The sequence below is a fragment of the Kribbella sp. NPDC104740 genome (assembly GCF_055583505.1).
Map to the genome: position 1 here is coordinate 263,719 of NZ_JBVJNV010000002.1, position 16,860 is coordinate 280,578.

Genomic DNA, 16,860 nt, shown 5'->3' on the forward strand with positions numbered 1-16,860 from the left:
CTCACGACGACGCCCCAGCCAGCGGGATCGACGCCGCGAGCGCCGTACCTTCACCAGGCTCGCTCTCCAGCACCAGCGTGCCTCCGAGGTGACTGAGGCGATCACGCATCCCGGCCAGCCCCCGGCCACGATCCGGATCAGTCGGCCCACGATCGGCCCCAAGCCCGCGCCCGTCGTCCCGCACATCCAGGAACACCGCATCCGGCTGATAGGTCAGCGTGACAACAGCCGTCGTAGCAGCGGAGTGCTCCAGCACGTTCGCGAGCGCGCCACGCGCAGTGCGCAACAGCGCGGTGTCCACCTCAGCGCCGAGCGACACCGGCGTCCCATGCACCTGCACCCGGATGTCGACCCCACTGGCCGCAGCTAGCCGCGCACCTGTCTGCCGCAGCGCACCAGGCAGTGCCGGCTGACCAGAGCTGGTGAGCTCAGCCGGCGCGAGGTCCCTGACTACCCGGCGTACCTCATCCAGCCCGTCCCGAGCAGTAGCCGCCGCCTGGGCCGCATGCTCTCGCGCAGCCGCTGGCCGGTCGGTCCACTCGCTCTCGGCGGCCTGCAGCAGCAGGTTGATGCTGGACAGCCCCTGCGCGACGCTGTCGTGCAGCTCCCGCGAGAGCCGCGCCCGCTCGGCCAGTGCGCCCGCCTGGTGCTGCGCGTCGGCCAGGTCTCCCTGCGCTGCGTGCAGGTCGTCCAGCAGCACCTGCCGCGCGGCGGCGTACCGTTCCAGCGCCCGGTAGGCGCCTACAGCCAGTACCGCGATGCAGACCGGCCCCAGCACGATCGTCGGGTCCAGCCGGTCAGCCATACGGGTCCACTGCACTACTACCGTCGCCACCATCCCGGCGACGACCGCACAGGCCGGCCAGAACGCCAGCACCCGCAGCGCGACGAACGACAGCGGCACAGCGCACCAGGCGAACGACGGCGCCAGCAGAACCAGCCCGAACCACACCAGCACCAGCAACGCCAGCCACACCCAGCCGCGCAGCACCGGCCCTGCGGCGTACGTCGCCAGCAGTGCCACAGCGCCCGCAAGCATCCACGGCGCCTGGTCGCCGAACCCGTGACCGGTCAGGTAGCGGACCGCTGAGGCGAGCACGAGGACGACGAACGTCGTATGCAGCGCCTTCACCAGCCCGCCGGCCTGGCCGAGCACGGCGGCCGGTGTCTGTGAAGTCGTCATGTCCTGCCGATGGTAGGCCCGTCGGCGCGCCTTCCGAATCATCCGTTCGGCTATCCACAGGTGGCCGAACTCCCGTCGGGCGGAGCCGCAGAACGCGGCAATCTGAATGTGACCAACCTTTTCCGGCAATGAGAGGTTTCCGATGTCCGTCCGCGCCCTGTGCACCACCCTCGTCCTGTCCGTCGCGCTCGCCGGGGTCGTCGTCCCCACGGCGTCGGCCCGCTCCACGACGTACGAACTGCCGGGCGATCCCGGCGGGTCGAAGTACGAGGGCATCGGGTACGACGCTCGCGCGCAGCGCCTCTACGTCTCCGAGACCACCGGCGGCGAGATCCACCGCGGCCGGCTGCGCGCCGACGCCGCGACCGAGTGGCTGGCCGGCGACGGGACCGACGGCCGCTGGACGGCTCGCGGCGTGACCGTCGACTCGCGCGGTCGGGTGTACGTCGCGGGCGGGCCGAACGGCATCGACCATCCGGGCGCGCCGGACCTGTGGGTGTACGACCGCGACGGGAAGCTGCTCGCGGCGCTGCGGACCGGCGTACCGAACGCGTTCCTGAACGACCTGGTGATCGGGCCGGACGGCGCGGCCTACGTGACGAACTCCAACGCGCCGCAGGTGTTCCGGGTCGCCCAGCACCACGGTCGCTGGACGATCCGGACCTGGGCCGACGCGACCGCGACGATCCCGACCCAGACCGGCTTCAACCTCGGCGGCATCGTGCTCTCGCCCGACCGGTCCGCGCTGGTCGTGGCCCAGGGCAACGTCGGCAAGCTGTGGCGGTTCTCGCTGCGGACCGGCGCGGTGTCGGCCGTCGATGCCGGTACGGCGGACCTGGTCAACGCCGACGGGCTCGTGCAGCAGGGACACACGCTGTGGGTGGTGCGCAACTTCTCGAAGGTGCTGAGCACGCTGCGACTGGCCTCGGACGGGCGATCGGCGCGGCTCGTTGCCGCGACGCCGACCGACCCGGAGCGGGTGTTCACGACGGCGAAGCTCGCGCAGGGGCGGTTGCTGCTGGTCGACAGCAAGTTCGACGAGCAGGTTGCGGCGCCGCCGTACCAGGTGGTCGCGCTGAACCCGCCGCGCCGATGAAGGTCTCACTCGCACTGGCTACGGTCGTCGTGATGGCGGCGACCGTGGGCTGCTCGGCGCCCGAGGCCGCGCCGCCTGCCGCTTCTCCGACACCATCCGCGACTACCCCGAGGCTCACTGTGCCGACTGATCTGGACCAGCAACTCATCGCCGCCGCCTGGAAGAACGACATCGCTGCCGCGCGCCGGCTGATCACCGCGGGCGCTGACGTCAACGCGGTCGATGACACCGTGCAGAGCGCGTTCCTGATCGCTGCCAGCGAGGGGTACGTCGAGCTGCTCGACCTGACACTGCAGCACGGCGGTGACGTGCGGAGCCTCGACAGCTACCGCGGTACGGCGCTGATCCGGGCTGCTGAGCGTGGCCACGCGGCAGTGGTCGGGCGGCTGCTACAAGCAGGGGTGGCGGTGGATCACGTGAACAGGCTCGGGTGGACTGCGCTGCACGAGGCTGTGCTGCTGGGCGAGGGCACACCGCAGTACGTGGAGACTGTGCGGTTGCTGATCGCTGCTGGGGCTGATCGGGCGAAGCCTGCTCAGCGGGACGGGGTGACGCCGGTGCAAGGGGCGCGGAAGCTCGGGCAGAAGGCGGTGAGTGCTGTGCTGGAGGCTGAGCGACCCAACTCCCCTGCTGCTGCGCTGCTGGCTGCGGCTACTGCTGGGGACGCTGATGCGGCCGCTGCTGCGCTGGCTGCTGGTGCACCGATCGAGTCTGCTGATGGGCAGCGGCGTACGGCGTTGTTGCTGGCGGCGTTGAACGATCGGGTGGAAGTGGCGCGGTTGCTGGTGGGGCTGGGGGCGGATCCGGATGCGCAGGATGATCGGAAGGACTCGGCTTGGCTCGTCACTGGGGTGACCGGGAGCGTTGCGATGCTCGAGACGTTGCTGCCGGCGCGGCCGGATCTTGCGCTGCGTAATCGGTACGGCGGTGTTTCGGTGATCCCGGCGAGTGAGCGCGGGCATGTGGAGTACGTGCGGCGCGTCGTACGGACCGGGATCAATGTCAATCACGTGAACGATCTCGGGTGGACGGCGTTGCTTGAGGCCGTGATCCTCGGGAAGGGCAGCGAGGCGTGGCAGGAGATCGTGCGGATCCTGCTCGCGGCCGGGGCTGATCCGACGCTTGCGGATCGTGACGGGATCACGCCGTTGCAGCACGCGGAGAAGCGTGGGTTCGACGAGATCGCGAAGATCCTGCGCGCGGCCAAGGGGAGGTAGTCGGGCCGCGCTGTGTCAGCTGAGCCAGCGGCCGTCCAGCATCAGGTCGCGGCCCTCGAGCTCGTTCGCCTCGCGCCAGGACTGGATGCGCACCGGGGTGACCTCGAAGTACGGGTACGTCGCCTTGAGCGTCCGAGGGTCGAAGCCGGACTTCGCGGCGAACGCGTCGCCCTGCTCCTGCGTCGGGGTGAAGCGTTCCGCCGTACCGGTGACGAGGACGACGTCGCGGGTGCCGCCGATCGCGAGGTGGAGCTGCGGGTTGGCCTGGAGGTTCAGGCTCGTCGGGTTCTTCGACGCGGTCGACAGGATCAGCGTCGTACCGGTCCAGAGGAACGAGAGCGGGACCAGGTACGGCGTACCGTCCGGAGACGCGGTCGAGACCCAGGCGTCGACCTCGGACGCCAGTCTTTCGAGGGCGTCTTTCGTACGGATGGCAAGGGGGCGCGCGGGCGGCGGAGGGTTCCTCATCGTCACATTGTCCAGGGGCGAATCTGATTTTTCTTCCACGCCCCAAGTGCGCTACTGTTCTGCTCTCGCAGGGAGCGAAACGCTCCTGGTGAGAGTGCGGACGTAGCTCAGTTGGTAGAGCGCAACCTTGCCAAGGTTGAGGTCGCCGGTTCGAACCCGGTCGTCCGCTCGGAAGAGGTCAGCAGGCTGAGACTCTGTGGTGGAGTGGCCGAGAGGCGAGGCAACGGACTGCAAATCCGTGTACACGGGTTCGAATCCCGTCTCCACCTCGCAAACTTCATTCCCCGGACGATTGGCGCAGCGGTAGCGCGCTTCCCTGACACGGAAGAGGTCACTGGTTCGATCCCAGTATCGTCCACGCAGTTCGACAGGCGACTCGTGTCCGCGGAAAGCGCGGACCGGGTCGCCTGTGTCGTGTTGTACGGCTGCGCTTCGCTTGCCGCAAGCGGGGGCTCCGCCACCCGCACCCCCGGAGCCTTCGCTGCGCTCGGCAGCTGTGGCTGGGGTCGCTCGCGCTGGTTCGCCTTCGCTCCGCTCAGCCGCTCCGGCCGGGTCGCCGACCGGCTAAGCTCGCCATCCCCGCGACCCACTCGGCCACCAGCCCCGCACCCGTCGCGTTGCCCCCTTCACGCCTTTCCGGCCGGTGCGACCTCAGCCCAAGAACTCGTCCTCGGCCGCATCACCGCCCAGCCGTCACTTCGCCAACCGGCGCCTCGGCAGCAACTCCCCGCCTCGGCGACCGCCGCTCAGGCGTCCACGCTTTCCCTCCTCAGCCAGCACCCGGCAGCTACTCGGCGCCTCACCTCCCGCCCTTCCCGGCTGGTACCACTTCCGCCCACCGCTCGACCCTCACTCTGCTGGGCCGCGACGAGCTGGCACCGCATGGTGGCGAACCACCAGCATCCGCTTCGCCTGGCTTGGGTCAGTGCGCAACGGCGGACGTCGAGTCAGCTTGGGCCGGGGCCTTCGCTTCGCTCGGCGGTGGTGAGGCGGTGTAGTCGGCCGTGAACTGGCGACCTTAGCGCCAGGGGTTCGAGCTGGTGGACAAGGCGGACGCGCAGGCGGCTCGGCTGGATGGGCCTTCACTCCGCTCGGCGAGTGCCTGGCCGGCACGCCCACAGGACGTCGAGGCAGCGCCGGCCGGGGGCCTTCGCTTCGCTCGGCGGTGGTTGAGGCGGCGCCGGCGGCGCGCACCGGCGGCGCGCACCGGCGGCGTTGGCGGCGGGTGGTTTGAGCTGGCGGGCGGCAGACGCGCAGGCGGCTTGGCGCGCGTGGTCGGTGTCGTCTGCCGGGTGGGCTTTGGCTTCACTCAGCGAGTGCCTGGCCGGCACACCCAAAGCTCGCCTCCCACCCCTCCGCACTTTCCGGCCCGTGCAACCTCAGCCCAAAGCCTCCTTCTCGGCCGCAGGAACGCCTGCCTGTAGTTGTTCTCATTGCACCCGACGGCTGTTTGAATGCTTCGGCATGGGGTCTTTGTGGGTGGGTGAGCGGGTTCGGTTGCGGGCGGTGGAGCCTGAGGACTGGGCTGATTTCTTGCGGTTCGATCAGGACAGTGAGATGCAGCGGAGTGTGGACATGGTGCATGCGCCGCGGTCTGCGTTTGCGATGCAGGGGTGGGCCGAGGGGCGGGCCACGCATGGGGAGACCGACGATCGGCTGGAGTTGGCGATCGTGGCGTTGGATACCGAGACGCTGGTGGGGGCCTGTTCGACGAACGAGACGAGTCGGCGGAGTGGGCGGTTCAGTTATGGGATCGCGGTGGGGCGGGAGCATCAGCGGCGGGGATATGCGCGGGATGCGGTGAACCTGTTGCTGCGGTTCATGTTCGAGGAGCGGCGGTATCACAAGGCCGAGGCGGGGGTTTACGCGTTCAACGCGGCGTCGATCGGGTTGCAGGAGCGGTTGGGGTTTCAGCGGGAAGGGCTGTTGCGGGATCACGAGTTCCTGGCGGGGGCCTATCAGGACGTGATCGTGTTCGGGATGACCGCGGAGGAGTTTCAGAGGCGGAGGTGAGAGCCGCCGTTGAAGTCGAGGACGGTGCCGGTGGCGAACTCGGCGGCTGGTGAGGCCAGGTAGAGGATGGCCGCGGCGACTTCTGAAGGGTCGGCTACGCGTTCCAGGGGGCTTTCCATGCGGCGGCGGTCGTAGCCGTCGCCGGACAGAGCCTCGGCGGCCATGTCGGTGGTGGTCCAGCCGGGGGCGATGGCGGTGACGGCGATGCCTTCGGGGCCCAGGGCCCGGGCCAGGGATTGGGAGAGCGAGACCAGGCCGGCCTTGCTCACGCCGTACGCCGGTTGGTTGGGCTCGCCGCGGAACGCGCCTCGGGAGGAGACGTTGACGATGCGGCCGCCGCGGGGCATGTGCTGGACGGCGCACCAGCAGGCGTTGGCTGCGCCGATGAGATTCACGCCGAGGGTGTCGGACCAGGCTTGCTGCCAGTCCTCGTACGACGTACTGCGGATCGGGTGGGCAGAGTAGACCGCTGCGTTGTTGACCAGGACGTCGATGCCGCCCAGAGCAGAGGCTGCTTCGTCGACCATGCGGCGGATGGCCAGAGGGTCCGCCAGGTCAGCTTGTACGACGACGTGCCCCTCCCCCGGTAACCCGGCCAGCACCTCTGCCGCGGCGGAGGCCGATGCGCCGTAGTGGACCGCGACGCGATCGCCTGCCGCGGCGAAGGCCTTGGCGGTCGCCGCGCCGATTCCCCGGGAGGCTCCTGTCACCAGCACCGATCGACTCATGCCGCGAGTCTTTCACTGCCGCGGCGTGATGTCCTTGCGGTAGTTCTTGGTCTGGCGGGCCCACTCCTTCTTCGCCTCGGCGCGCAGCCGGGCGTCCGTACGCCGGGCCATGAACGCGGCCTCGCGCTGGAGCTTCACCCAGCTCTCGTAGCGGCGGACCGGGAGCGTGCCGTCGTCCAGAGCCCGTCGTACGGCGCAATCGGGTTCGGTCTGGTGGGCGCAGTCCTTGAACTTGCACTGGTCGGCCAGTCCGCTGACGTCCGGGAACGCGGCCGCGAGACCCTCGCCGGATTCCTGGAGACCGATCCCTCGCAGTCCGGGCGTGTCGATCACGACGCCGCCGTGCGGCAGCGGGATGAGCTCACGGCGTACGGACGTGTGCCGGCCTTTGCCGTCCTCGCGGATGGCCTGTACGTCGAGAAGCTCGACGCCGGCCAGCGCATTGACCAGCGACGACTTGCCCGCGCCGCTGACGCCGAGGAGAGCCATCGTGGCGTTGCCCGCGAGCAGCTCGCGGACAGCTTCGATGCCTGCGCCGGTGGTCGCGCTGCACACCAGCACGTCGGCGCCCGGCGCCGCCGTGGCGACGTCCTCCGCGATCGAGTCCGCGTCGCCGACCAGGTCGGACTTGGTCAGCACGACGACCGGGTGCGCGCCGCTCTCCCAGGCCAGGGCGAGGAAGCGTTCGATGCGGCCGATGTTCGGTTCGGGGATCAGGCCGACGACGATCGCGATCACGTCGACGTTGGACGCGAGCACCTGGCCGCGCGACGAGCCGCCGACCTCGGCACGGACGATCGCCGTACGCCGGGGAGCGATCGCCTCGAGCGTGATCCGGTCGTCGGGCCAGTACCGGAGGGCGACCCAGTCGCCGGTACACGGCGCGGCCTGGGAGTCCTCGGCGACGGCGCCGAGCACGCTGCCGGACCAGCTGGCGCGGACCGGGCCGTCCTCGGTGAGAACCGTGGACAGGCCTTTGTCGACGCGGATGACGCGGCCCTGGATCAGACCGTCGGGGAGAGCGGAGAGGTAGTCGGCCGTGGACGGGTCGAGGCCGAGGGAAGCGAGCGTTGCTGACATGGTGCGACGAACCTTTCGGGAGGTCCGGCCGCGGCGATCAGCTCGGCGGCCGGACGGTACGGGAGTGAGCGGGCCCCTCGGCTCGGTGGTCCTCGTGGGCCAGATCGGAGTTCATGGTCGTCTCAACTCCCTTCGGTGGTGTCGGTCGCGGTACGGCAAGCGTAGGTCGAGATGCGGGGAGTCGCATGGGAATTACTGCGGGGTGGATTCGGTGCTGTTCGACTGGGTGACCTTGTCCGCGTCCGCGCGCTCCGCCCCGTCCTCAGCAGGAAGAACAGACGCAGGCTCAGCCTCAGCGGCACGCCCCGAAGCCGGCCCAGCGGCCGGACCCCGCGAAGCGGGGGAAGCACCTGGCGCGACAGCCGAGCCCCGCGAAGCGGGCGAAGCACCCGGCGCGACCGCCGGACCCCGCGAAGCGGACGGCGCAGCCGGCGCCTTGGGCTTCTCCGGGATCGTCAGCTCCTTCTCCGGCGCCTCGTTCGACGGATACCCGACCGCGTGCCCCGGCGGATCCACCGGCGACCCCGGCGACATTGCCTCCACGGTCCGCGCGAGCTTCACCTCCGGCCGCAGCTCGCCCTGGGTCAGCGGCTGGTCCTCGTGGTGCGGGTCAGGCTCGGCCTTCATCACCGGCTCGGTCGCCTCGCGCCGCGCCTTGTGCGGCCACAGCCGGTCGACGACCGCGTTCAACGCGGCACCGATCAGTACGGCGATCGCCGTCATGTACAGCCACATCAGTACGGCGATCGGCGCCGCCAGCGGGCCGTAGATCGACGTCCCGCCGACGGTGCTCTGCAGGATCCAGCGCAGCACGAAGCTGCCGAGGATCCAGATCGACAGCGCCAGGAACGACCCGGGCAGGTCCGAGACCCACGGCGTCCGGACCGGGACCGACAGGTGGTACAGCGTGTTCAAGAAGCCCGCCGACAGGATCGTCACGACCGGCCAGTACAGCTGGTTCAGGAAGTCCAGCCGGTGCGGCAGCAACGCGTCGACCGCGTCCGGGCCGGCCAGGACCAGCGGGAGCACGATGACGCCGATCACCAGCGCCGCGCAGTACAGGCTGAACGACAGCGCGCGGGTCCGGACGATGCCGCGCTTGCCGCCCATCCCGTACATGATCGTGATGGTGTCGACGAACACGTTCAGGGCCCGGCTGCCGGACCAGAGCGCGAGCACGAAACCGATCGAGATGACGTCCGGGCGGCCGCCGTTCAGGACCTGGTTCAGGGTCGGCACGATGACGGTCTTGACCGAGTCGTCGGTGAGCGCGCGGGCGGCCAGGTCGGCGATCTGGATCTTGATGTCCTCGATCGTCTCGACCTCGAAGTACCGGCTGGCGATGAAACCGATCGAGCCGGCCAGCCCGAAGATCAGCGGCGGCAGCGAGAGGATCGCGAAGAACGCTCCCTCGGCGGCCAGGCCGGTGACCCGGTAGCGCAGACAGGTGCCGACGGTCTGGGTGATCAGCTTCCAGGTCGTCGCGGGGATACGTCGCACCCAGGCGAGTGAGACCGACGTCCCACCGCCTCGCGCTGACCCAGAGCGTGCCATACCGCTTACCGTACTGACATGGCGGACCCATTCGCGGTAACGAATCAGGCTCCCCCACTCCAGGGAGTGAACTTCTTCACCCAGGACGCATCCCTCGGTGACGCTCTGCGCCCGCACGCGGACCTGGTGAAAGATCCGGCGCTCTCGGCGGTGGGAGAACTGGCGGGATCGCAGGAAGCGCTCTCTCATGCTCTTCCGGCGAACCAGAACTCGCCGGCGCTGAAGACGCACGATCGTTACGGCCACCGCATCGACGAGGTCGAGTTCCACCCGTCGTGGCACTGGCTGATGGACAAGGCCGTCGGCTTCGGCCTGCAGGCGGCGCCGTGGACGAGCAGCGAGCCGTCGCCGCACCTGCGCCGGGCGGCGGGGTTCTACGTGTGGTCGCAGGTCGAGCCGGGGCACGGGTGCCCGATCTCGATGTCGTACGCCGCGGTGCCGGCGCTGCGCGCGTCGGAAAGCTTGTCCGCACAATGGGTTCCGGCCTTGGCCGCGACCGAGTACGACCCGCGGCGACTCCCGGTCGGGCAGAAGAACGGTGTGCTCGCCGGGATGGGGATGACCGAGAAGCAGGGCGGCTCGGACGTGCGCGCGAACCTCACCACCGCGACCCCGACCGGCCGCGGCGACGGCTCGGGCGCCCGCTCGGGCAGCCTCGACGCAGCAACCCCGACCGGCAGCGGCGACGAGTACCTGCTCACCGGCCACAAGTGGTTCTGCTCGGCACCCCAGGCCGACGTCTTCCTCGTCCTTGCCCAGGCGCCCGAGGGTCTGAGCTGCTTCGTCGTCCCCCGCGTTCTTGCCGACGGCAACCGGAACGTCTTCGCGCTGCAGCGCCTCAAGGACAAGCTCGGCAACCGCTCCAACGCGTCCAGCGAGGTCGAGTTCCGCGGCACCATCGGCTACCGCCTCGGCGACGAGGGTGCCGGGGTGCGCACGATCATCGAGATGGTCGCCGCGACGCGCCTGGACTGCGTGCTCGGATCGGCGGCGCTGATGCGCCGCGCGCTCGTCGAGGCGACCTGGCACACGTCGTACCGGAGTGCCTTCGGCGATCTCCTCCGCGACAAGCCCGCGATGCGCAACGTGCTGGCCGATCTCGCGATCGAGAGCGAGGCAGCAACCGCTCTCTCGATGCGTCTCGCGGCCGCGGTCGACGCCTCCGAGTCAGGTGACGAGCAGGCGAAGGCGTTCCGCCGGATCGCGCTCCCGCTGGCCAAGTTCTGGGTCTGCAAACGGACGCCGATGATGGTCGCCGAGGCGCTCGAGTGCCTGGGCGGCAACGGGTACGTCGAGGAGTCGGGGCTGCCGCTGCTGTTCCGCGAGTCGCCGCTGAACTCGATCTGGGAAGGCTCGGGCACGGTCAACGCCCTCGACGTACTGCGGGCGTTGCAGCGGCCCGAGTCGCTGCAGGCCTGGCTGACTGAAGTCGGCCAGGCACAAGGCGCCGACCACCGGCTCGACGCGGCCGTGACCGACGTACTGGAAGCGCTCTCCGACGTTTCCGAGGCCGAAGCCGGTGCGCGCCGGCTGGCGGCACGGATGGCCGCGTGCCTGCAGGCGTCGTTGCTGGTCAGGTACTCGACACCTGACGTGGCAGACGCTTTCGTCGCCTCGCGGCTGGCCGGTGACTGGGGTGGTGTGTTCGGGACGCTGCCGCGGACGACACCGTTCGGTTCGATAGTCGACCGCGTCCTGTCGTGAGGTCCTGAGCACGCTAGGGTTACCACCGCGACTGGCGCGTGAGGTGGACAACCACCGGGGAGCTTGAAGACGCCGGCACCGTGCGCCTGGGTGCCGCGACAAGTGCGAACCTCAGGAGAGACGACGATGACTCAACCCTTCGACGCCGCGAAGGCGTCGGCCGCCTACCGCAACGCGCTCGAGGTGATCGGCGCCGTGGAGCCCACCATCGCGGGCGCCATCAAGGCCGAGCTCGAGGACCAGCGCTCCTCGCTGAAGCTGATCGCCAGCGAGAACTACGCCTCCCCGGCCACCCTGCTCACGATGGGCAACTGGCTCTCGGACAAGTACGCCGAGGGCACCGTCGGGCACCGCTTCTACGCCGGCTGCCAGAACGTCGACACCGTCGAGCAGGCCGCCGCCGACCACGCCAAGGCCCTGTTCGGCGCCCCGCACGCCTACGTCCAGCCGCACTCCGGCATCGACGCCAACCTGGTCGCGTTCTGGGCGATCCTGGCCCAGCGGATCGAGTCGCCGGCGCTGGCCGAGGTCGGCGCCAAGCACGTCAACGACCTGTCCGACGAGGACTGGACCAAGCTCCGCAAGGCGCTCGGCGACCAGAAGATGCTCGGCATGTCGCTGGACGCCGGCGGTCACCTGACCCACGGTTTCCGCCCGAACATCTCCGGCAAGATGTTCCACCAGAGCTCGTACGGCACCGACCCGGAGACCGGGCTGCTCGACTACGACAAGGTCGCCGCCACCGCGCGCGAGTTCAAGCCGCTGATCCTGATCGCCGGCTACTCGGCGTACCCGCGCAAGGTCGACTTCGCCAAGATGCGCGAGATCGCCGACGAGGTCGGCGCGACGCTGATGGTCGACATGGCGCACTTCGCCGGCCTGGTCGCGGGCAAGGTCTTCACCGGCGACTTCGACCCGGTCCCGCACGCGCACGTCACCACCACCACGACCCACAAGTCGCTGCGCGGCCCGCGCGGTGGCATGGTGCTGTGCCAGCCCGAGTACGCCGACGCCGTCGACCGCGGCTGCCCGATGGTGCTCGGTGGCCCGCTCAGCCAGGTGATGGCGGCCAAGGCCGTCGCGCTGGCCGAGGCCCGTCAGCCCGAGTTCCAGACCTACGCGCAGGCTGTCGCCGACAACGCGGTGACGCTGGCCGAGGGCCTGATGAAGCGTGGCGTCAAGCTCGTCACCGACGGCACCGAGAACCACCTGGTCCTGCTCGACGTCTCGTCGTACGGGATCACCGGGCGGCAGGCCGAGTCGGCGCTGCTCGACGCCGGCATCGTCACCAACCGCAACGCGGTGCCGCGCGACCCGAACGGCGCCTGGTACACCTCGGGCGTCCGGATCGGTACGCCGGCGCTGACCACCCGCGGCTTCGGCGGCGACGAGTTCGACAAGGTCGCCGAGCTGATGGTCGACGTGCTGTCCAGTGTCACGCCGACCACCACGTCGGCCGGTGCGCCGTCGAAGGCGAAGTACGTACTCGCCGACGGTGTCGCCGACAAGGTCCGCGCGGCCTCGGCCGAGCTGCTCGACAAGCACCCGCTGTACCCGGGTCTCGACCTGAACTGAGCGCGACCAGCAAGAGCGCGTGCCGCCTCCGGGCAGCACGCGCTCTTCGCGTCCGCCGACCCCCAGGCTCGGCGGACGGCCGGTCAGAGGTTCAGCGCGTAGACCGCGATCGCGGCGAAGTCGTCGGCCGGTTCGGAGGACTGCCAGGAGCGGACGTCGTCGACGTAGCGGGAACCCTTGCCGGTGAAGGGTTCGTAGCGGTCGACGCCGTTCGACGGGCAGGGGCGCATGTTGTCGAGATTGTCGCCGAGGCCTTCCTCGAAGAGGTCGGCGGAGTTCGGGCCGTTGACCACAGCACCGATCAGCGGGCGGTTCTTGATGTTGGCGATCTGGTGGTGCGGGCAGCGCTCGACGTTCTCGCCGACGCCGATCATGAACGGGACGCCCCACGGGTTCGCGCCGAAGTTCCAGTCGAGCTGCTCGGCGCCGAAGATGTCGTAGCGGCGGTCGCCGGTGACGGAGCGGTAGAGCCGCGCGGTCGCGGCCAGGCCGAACGCGTGCGGGACGGCGTCGAAGTTGTCGTACTGCGCGCCCGCGCCGAACGGTTCGCTCTTCGCTCGCTCGACCCCAACCTCCAGTTGAGCTTGAAGATCTGCCTTCAGCGCCGAGACATCGACGGTCGTACGGCGATCTGCCCGCGCCGCGCGGATCAGGTCGGAGTGCGCCAGCGCACTCACGTCGTACAGGTTGAAGGTATCGCCGCCGGCTTCGTGCTCGAGGTACTGGCCTGCCCAGTAGCCGGCCTTCTGGAGCCAACCCCGGGCGCGCGGGTCGCGCAGCTTCTGGCCGGCCAGCGCCAGCTCGGCGGCACCGAGCTCGAGGTCGTCGCGCCAGGCGCTCTCCGGGTAGAACGCGAACGGAAGCGAGGTGACGAGCTGGGTGACGCCGGTGGTCTTGGCCTGGGCGTAGATCTGCGCGGCGGTGTCGAGCAGGCGGCGGGCCTTGAGCGGGCTGAGCTCGACCTGGGCGGCGAGGGCGAACGCGGCCGCCGTCCGGCCGGCGAGGTTCGGGCTGATCAGTTCGCCGGGGGCCGCGGCGCGGAACACCGGCCGGTTCTTGAGGAAGCGCTCTCCCGGATCTGAGAGCGTGTCGTCGACCTCGGGGAGCCGCCAGACGTCGTGGTCGCCGACGAAGGTCCCCTCGACGTTCCCGGTGCCGACGCCGACCTGGATGTAGAGGGTCTTCGTGCGCTCGTCCCACATCTTGTCGAGCCAGTCGAGGCCGTGCCGGGCTTCCTTCAGCAGCTGGGGATTCAGCCGGCCGCCGTCCCGGGCCGATGCCCAGAGCAACGAGTCCGAGTACGCCGCGATGTGGGTGAACTTGAGGTAGTCGCCGGCGTCGTACCAGCCGCCGGAGACGTCGACCGGCCCGCCGACGCGCTGCAGCTCGCCGGTCGTCTGATCGGTGTCGGGCCCGGTGAAGACGGGCCAGTCGTAGACCGAGGCGGCCCGGTCGGTGAGGTGAGCCGGCTTCCGCCCGAGCGGGCCGCTCGGCACGTGCGCGCCGTCGCGCTGCTCGGTGAAGAACCCGACAGCCTTGTCGGCGGCCGACCTCTCCAGCCCGTCGCCGACCTTCACCTCGAACTCGGGCGACACCGACCCGTCGACCTTCACCCGGTACTTCCCCGGCAGCCGCAGCGCCGAGAAATCCAGCTTGTGCACATGTGGGTAGGCCGCGTTCCACTCCCCCGCGTCCGCGCCCACCCGCGCGGTCAGCACCCGCCGACCCCACCGATCGAGGACCGAGAACTTGGCCCCGGCCGAAGCCGAGCCGCTCATGAGGTACCCGACCTTCGCAGCGCCGGCGGCGTACCCGAGCTGGTTCACCCGCACCAGCCCGGCGGCGTACCCAAGCTGGTTCACCCGCACCAACCCCGCAGCGGACGGCGCGGCAGCCGAGGTGGTCGTCATCGCCAGCACCAGGCTCGCGGCGACCACGAGCGGTACGACGGCACGGCGGAAGGGGCGCATGGCAGGGCTCCTCGACGATTAACCGTTAGGAAACCTTCCTATCGGTCGCCACAAAGTAGCGTCCGGCTCGCCCACCAGCAAGACTTCAGACCTCGCCGGCCTCGGCCGGCCACTCGACCAGCTCGATCCGGTAGCCGCCGGGATCGACGAGCCACGCGGTCTTCGCGCCGTCCGGGCCGGCTGGAAGCTCCGGTTCGCTGGGCGTCAGGCCGGCGGCCCGCAGGCGGTCGAGCGCCGGACCGAGCGTGCCCACGTCGATCGCCAGGTGCTGGAAGCCGCCGGGCCCGATCGGGCCGTCGGCCGGGCGATGCACAAGCTCCAACGACACGCTCGACTCGTCCGGCAGCTTCAGCCAGACCAGACGGGCGTCACCGGCGTCGATCACGTCGCCGAGCTGGGTGTAGCCGAGCGCCCGGTAGAACGGCAGGGAGCGCTCCAGGTCGCTCACGCGATAGGCGAACAGGATCGTCTTCATGCCACCCCGTTCAAACGGCTCGCCGACCAGATCATCAAGAGCGCGAAGATCGCGCCGAGCAGGCCGCAGGCGAACGGGATCCCGGCCAGTGAGATCAACGCGCCGAACGCGGTCATCGCGACCGGCATCAGTGCGTCGTCGGACAGGCTCACGATGCTGCTTGTCCGCCCCAGGTACGCCGGGGCGATGGTCTGCTGGAACGCCGCGGACAGCTGGGCCGACGCGAGGCCGGCGGTGAAGCCGATGACACCCATCGCGACGAAGACACCGGCCCGTGAGACGACGCCGATCGCCGCACATCCGGCCGCTTGCAGGATCAGCGCGAGCAGCCCGGCCCGCGCGAGGCTGGACGGCGTCCAGCGCATCGCCAGCACGGCGCCCGCCGCGGCGAGCAGGCCCGAGCAGGCCTGGAAGAGACCGAGCGCCCCGGCGCCCCAGCCGGCGGCCGACGTCCGCTGAACGAGGCCGACGGCGAGAACCGGGCCGACGCACAGGTTGAGTCCGAAGAACGCGATCACCAGCGTTCGCGCCGGGAGGTCGCGGCGCAGGTAGCCGAAGCCGGCCCGGAGATCCGCGCGGACCGACGTCCCTTCCGACCGGGGCTGCGGAAGGCGCGGGCGGACCACCCACAGCAGCGCGACGGCGATCACCGCGAACGAGATCGCGTTCACCACCATGACCGCGGCGAGTCCGCCGTGCGCGACCAGGAAGCCGCCGAGCGGGGCACCGGCGAAGACCGCCAACCGGTTCGCCAGCTGGGTGCCCGCGGCAAGCTTCACCAGGTCGTCGGGGTGCACCATCCGGCGCGGCATCGTCCCCGACGCCGGGGTGTAGAGCGCGTCGACGACGCCGAACAGAACGGCGACGACGAGCAGGAGCGCGAGCGAGATCCCGGAGAGCGCGATCACCGCCGCGGCCCCGGCCAGCACCAGGATCCGGCCGAGGTTGGCGACGATCATCGTGCGGCGGGCGTCGAGGCGGTCGGCCAGGGCGCCGCCCCACAGCAGCACGAGCGCGCGCGGCAGCGCGCCGACGCCCATCACCAGGCCGGCGCCGGCCGGTGAGGTCACCTGGGTCGCGCTCCACGCGAGGCCGACGTACCAGGCGACGTCGCCGGCCTGCGAGATCCCCGCGGAGAGGATCCAGGCCTGCACCCGCCGGTCCCGGCGCAGGGGCGGCAGGTCGACCGTGAGCGCACTCACGGCCGGGCCGGTACGGCGTGCGCGAACACGAAGACCGGGTGCGCCTCCGCACCCTCGGACGGCGCATCGGCGTACTCCTGGATCACGGCGCTGATCCGCGCCCCGAGCTCCTCCAGCCGTTCCGGCGTCACCGTGACCCAGCTCTCGGTCGACAGCGCGGCCCGGACCCACGGCTCGTCGTACTCCGACCGCAGCCCGAACCACTGCCGGACCTTCGTCGTGTGGTGGGTGAGATTGGTCTCCTCGGCCGTCTCCGCGACCAGCTCGCCCGCCGGGTCTCCCCCGGCGTCGGCGATCGACCACGAGTACGACGCCTTCGCCGACCGCCACCACCGCTCGCGCCGGGTCCGGGCCAGCTCCGGCGCCTCCTCGATCACCCCCGCGGCGGCCAGCACCTTCAGGTGGTGACTCACGTTCCCGACCAGCTCCCCGGTCGCCTCGGCCAGCCGCGAGGCGGTCGCCGGACCGTTCACCCCGAGCAGGTCGATCAGCCGGCGGCGCAGCGGATGGTGGATCGCGGCGATCACGGACGGGTCGGCGGTGCGCCGGTTCGCGGGGCTCATGCCACCACGGTAGGCATGACAAGAAGTCTTGT

General features: G+C 70.3%; 14 protein-coding genes, 3 tRNA genes and 1 riboswitch. Of the genes, 8 read left to right on the forward strand and 9 right to left on the reverse strand.

Translation table 11 applies throughout. The features are described from left to right. Nucleotide 1: 1 nt before the first annotated feature. Nucleotides 2-1,183, reverse strand: coding sequence for a sensor histidine kinase (locus ACZ6Z4_RS10880; RefSeq protein ID WP_465561363.1), 1,182 nt, complete (start codon nucleotides 1,181-1,183; stop codon nucleotides 2-4). Nucleotides 1,184-1,325: 142 nt separating this feature from the next. Between ACZ6Z4_RS10880 and ACZ6Z4_RS10885 the strand changes: the two genes are divergently transcribed. Beyond that, nucleotides 1,326-2,279: an SMP-30/gluconolactonase/LRE family protein gene (locus ACZ6Z4_RS10885; RefSeq protein WP_465561366.1), complete on the forward strand. Its 954-nt coding sequence runs from the start codon at nucleotides 1,326-1,328 to the stop codon at nucleotides 2,277-2,279. A 119-nt stretch (nucleotides 2,280-2,398) separates the two neighbouring features. Then, nucleotides 2,399-3,496: an ankyrin repeat domain-containing protein gene (locus tag ACZ6Z4_RS10890; protein WP_465561369.1), complete on the forward strand. Its 1,098-nt coding sequence runs from the start codon at nucleotides 2,399-2,401 to the stop codon at nucleotides 3,494-3,496. A gap of 15 nt (nucleotides 3,497-3,511) precedes the next feature. On the opposite strand, the gene ACZ6Z4_RS10895 is transcribed toward ACZ6Z4_RS10890, so the two are convergent. Continuing rightward, entirely contained in the window at nucleotides 3,512-3,964 is a 453-nt protein-coding gene (locus ACZ6Z4_RS10895) for a pyridoxamine 5'-phosphate oxidase family protein (protein ID WP_465561372.1), read from the reverse strand. A 96-nt stretch (nucleotides 3,965-4,060) separates the two neighbouring features. On the opposite strand from ACZ6Z4_RS10895, the gene ACZ6Z4_RS10900 reads away from it, so the two are divergent. From ACZ6Z4_RS10900 to ACZ6Z4_RS10915, 4 genes are all read left to right on the forward strand, one after another. After that, a tRNA-Gly gene (locus ACZ6Z4_RS10900) sits at nucleotides 4,061-4,133 on the forward strand. Nucleotides 4,134-4,162: 29 nt separating this feature from the next. Further along, nucleotides 4,163-4,233: transfer RNA gene (locus ACZ6Z4_RS10905), tRNA-Cys, on the forward strand. 17 nt (nucleotides 4,234-4,250) lie between these two features. Then, nucleotides 4,251-4,322 (forward strand) — tRNA-Val (locus ACZ6Z4_RS10910). Between the two features lie 1,121 nt (nucleotides 4,323-5,443). Further along, nucleotides 5,444-5,977, forward strand: coding sequence for a GNAT family N-acetyltransferase (locus tag ACZ6Z4_RS10915; protein WP_465561376.1), 534 nt, complete (start codon nucleotides 5,444-5,446; stop codon nucleotides 5,975-5,977). On the opposite strand, the gene ACZ6Z4_RS10920 is transcribed toward ACZ6Z4_RS10915, so the two are convergent. The 3 genes from ACZ6Z4_RS10920 to ACZ6Z4_RS10930 all read right to left on the reverse strand — a co-directional run bounded on the left by ACZ6Z4_RS10920 (nucleotide 5,962) and on the right by ACZ6Z4_RS10930 (nucleotide 9,285). After that, entirely contained in the window at nucleotides 5,962-6,705 is a 744-nt protein-coding gene (locus ACZ6Z4_RS10920) for an SDR family NAD(P)-dependent oxidoreductase (RefSeq protein WP_465561379.1), read from the reverse strand. The two genes, ACZ6Z4_RS10915 and ACZ6Z4_RS10920, sit on opposite strands and share 16 nt — an antisense overlap. Nucleotides 6,706-6,717: 12 nt before the next feature. Beyond that, a complete protein-coding gene (gene rsgA, locus ACZ6Z4_RS10925; protein ID WP_465561382.1) occupies nucleotides 6,718-7,785 on the reverse strand; it encodes a ribosome small subunit-dependent GTPase A in 1,068 nt (355 codons plus the stop codon). 192 nt (nucleotides 7,786-7,977) lie between these two features. Continuing rightward, nucleotides 7,978-9,285, reverse strand: coding sequence for a YihY/virulence factor BrkB family protein (locus ACZ6Z4_RS10930; protein WP_465561387.1), 1,308 nt, complete (start codon nucleotides 9,283-9,285; stop codon nucleotides 7,978-7,980). Nucleotides 9,286-9,357: 72 nt separating this feature from the next. Between ACZ6Z4_RS10930 and ACZ6Z4_RS10935 the strand changes: the two genes are divergently transcribed. Further along, a complete protein-coding gene (locus tag ACZ6Z4_RS10935) occupies nucleotides 9,358-11,043 on the forward strand; it encodes an acyl-CoA dehydrogenase family protein (RefSeq protein WP_465561390.1) in 1,686 nt (561 codons plus the stop codon). Between the two features lie 17 nt (nucleotides 11,044-11,060). Continuing rightward, nucleotides 11,061-11,142, forward strand: a riboswitch (ZMP/ZTP riboswitch). Between the two features lie 27 nt (nucleotides 11,143-11,169). Continuing rightward, a complete protein-coding gene (locus ACZ6Z4_RS10940; RefSeq protein ID WP_465561394.1) occupies nucleotides 11,170-12,618 on the forward strand; it encodes a glycine hydroxymethyltransferase in 1,449 nt (482 codons plus the stop codon). 83 nt (nucleotides 12,619-12,701) lie between these two features. Here ACZ6Z4_RS10940 and ACZ6Z4_RS10945 read toward each other — a convergent pair whose 3' ends face one another. The 4 genes from ACZ6Z4_RS10945 to ACZ6Z4_RS10960 all read right to left on the reverse strand — a co-directional run bounded on the left by ACZ6Z4_RS10945 (nucleotide 12,702) and on the right by ACZ6Z4_RS10960 (nucleotide 16,828). Then, nucleotides 12,702-14,588, reverse strand: coding sequence for a glycoside hydrolase family 9 protein (locus ACZ6Z4_RS10945; RefSeq protein ID WP_465561398.1), 1,887 nt, complete (start codon nucleotides 14,586-14,588; stop codon nucleotides 12,702-12,704). Nucleotides 14,589-14,673: 85 nt separating this feature from the next. Then, a complete protein-coding gene (locus tag ACZ6Z4_RS10950) occupies nucleotides 14,674-15,063 on the reverse strand; it encodes a VOC family protein (RefSeq protein WP_465561401.1) in 390 nt (129 codons plus the stop codon). Beyond that, a complete protein-coding gene (locus tag ACZ6Z4_RS10955) occupies nucleotides 15,060-16,265 on the reverse strand; it encodes an MFS transporter (RefSeq protein WP_465561406.1) in 1,206 nt (401 codons plus the stop codon). Before ACZ6Z4_RS10955 ends, ACZ6Z4_RS10950 begins: the two co-directional genes overlap by 4 nt. Beyond that, nucleotides 16,262-16,828: an ArsR/SmtB family transcription factor gene (locus ACZ6Z4_RS10960; protein ID WP_465561410.1), complete on the reverse strand. Its 567-nt coding sequence runs from the start codon at nucleotides 16,826-16,828 to the stop codon at nucleotides 16,262-16,264. Before ACZ6Z4_RS10960 ends, ACZ6Z4_RS10955 begins: the two co-directional genes overlap by 4 nt. Nucleotides 16,829-16,860: the final 32 nt, after the last annotated feature.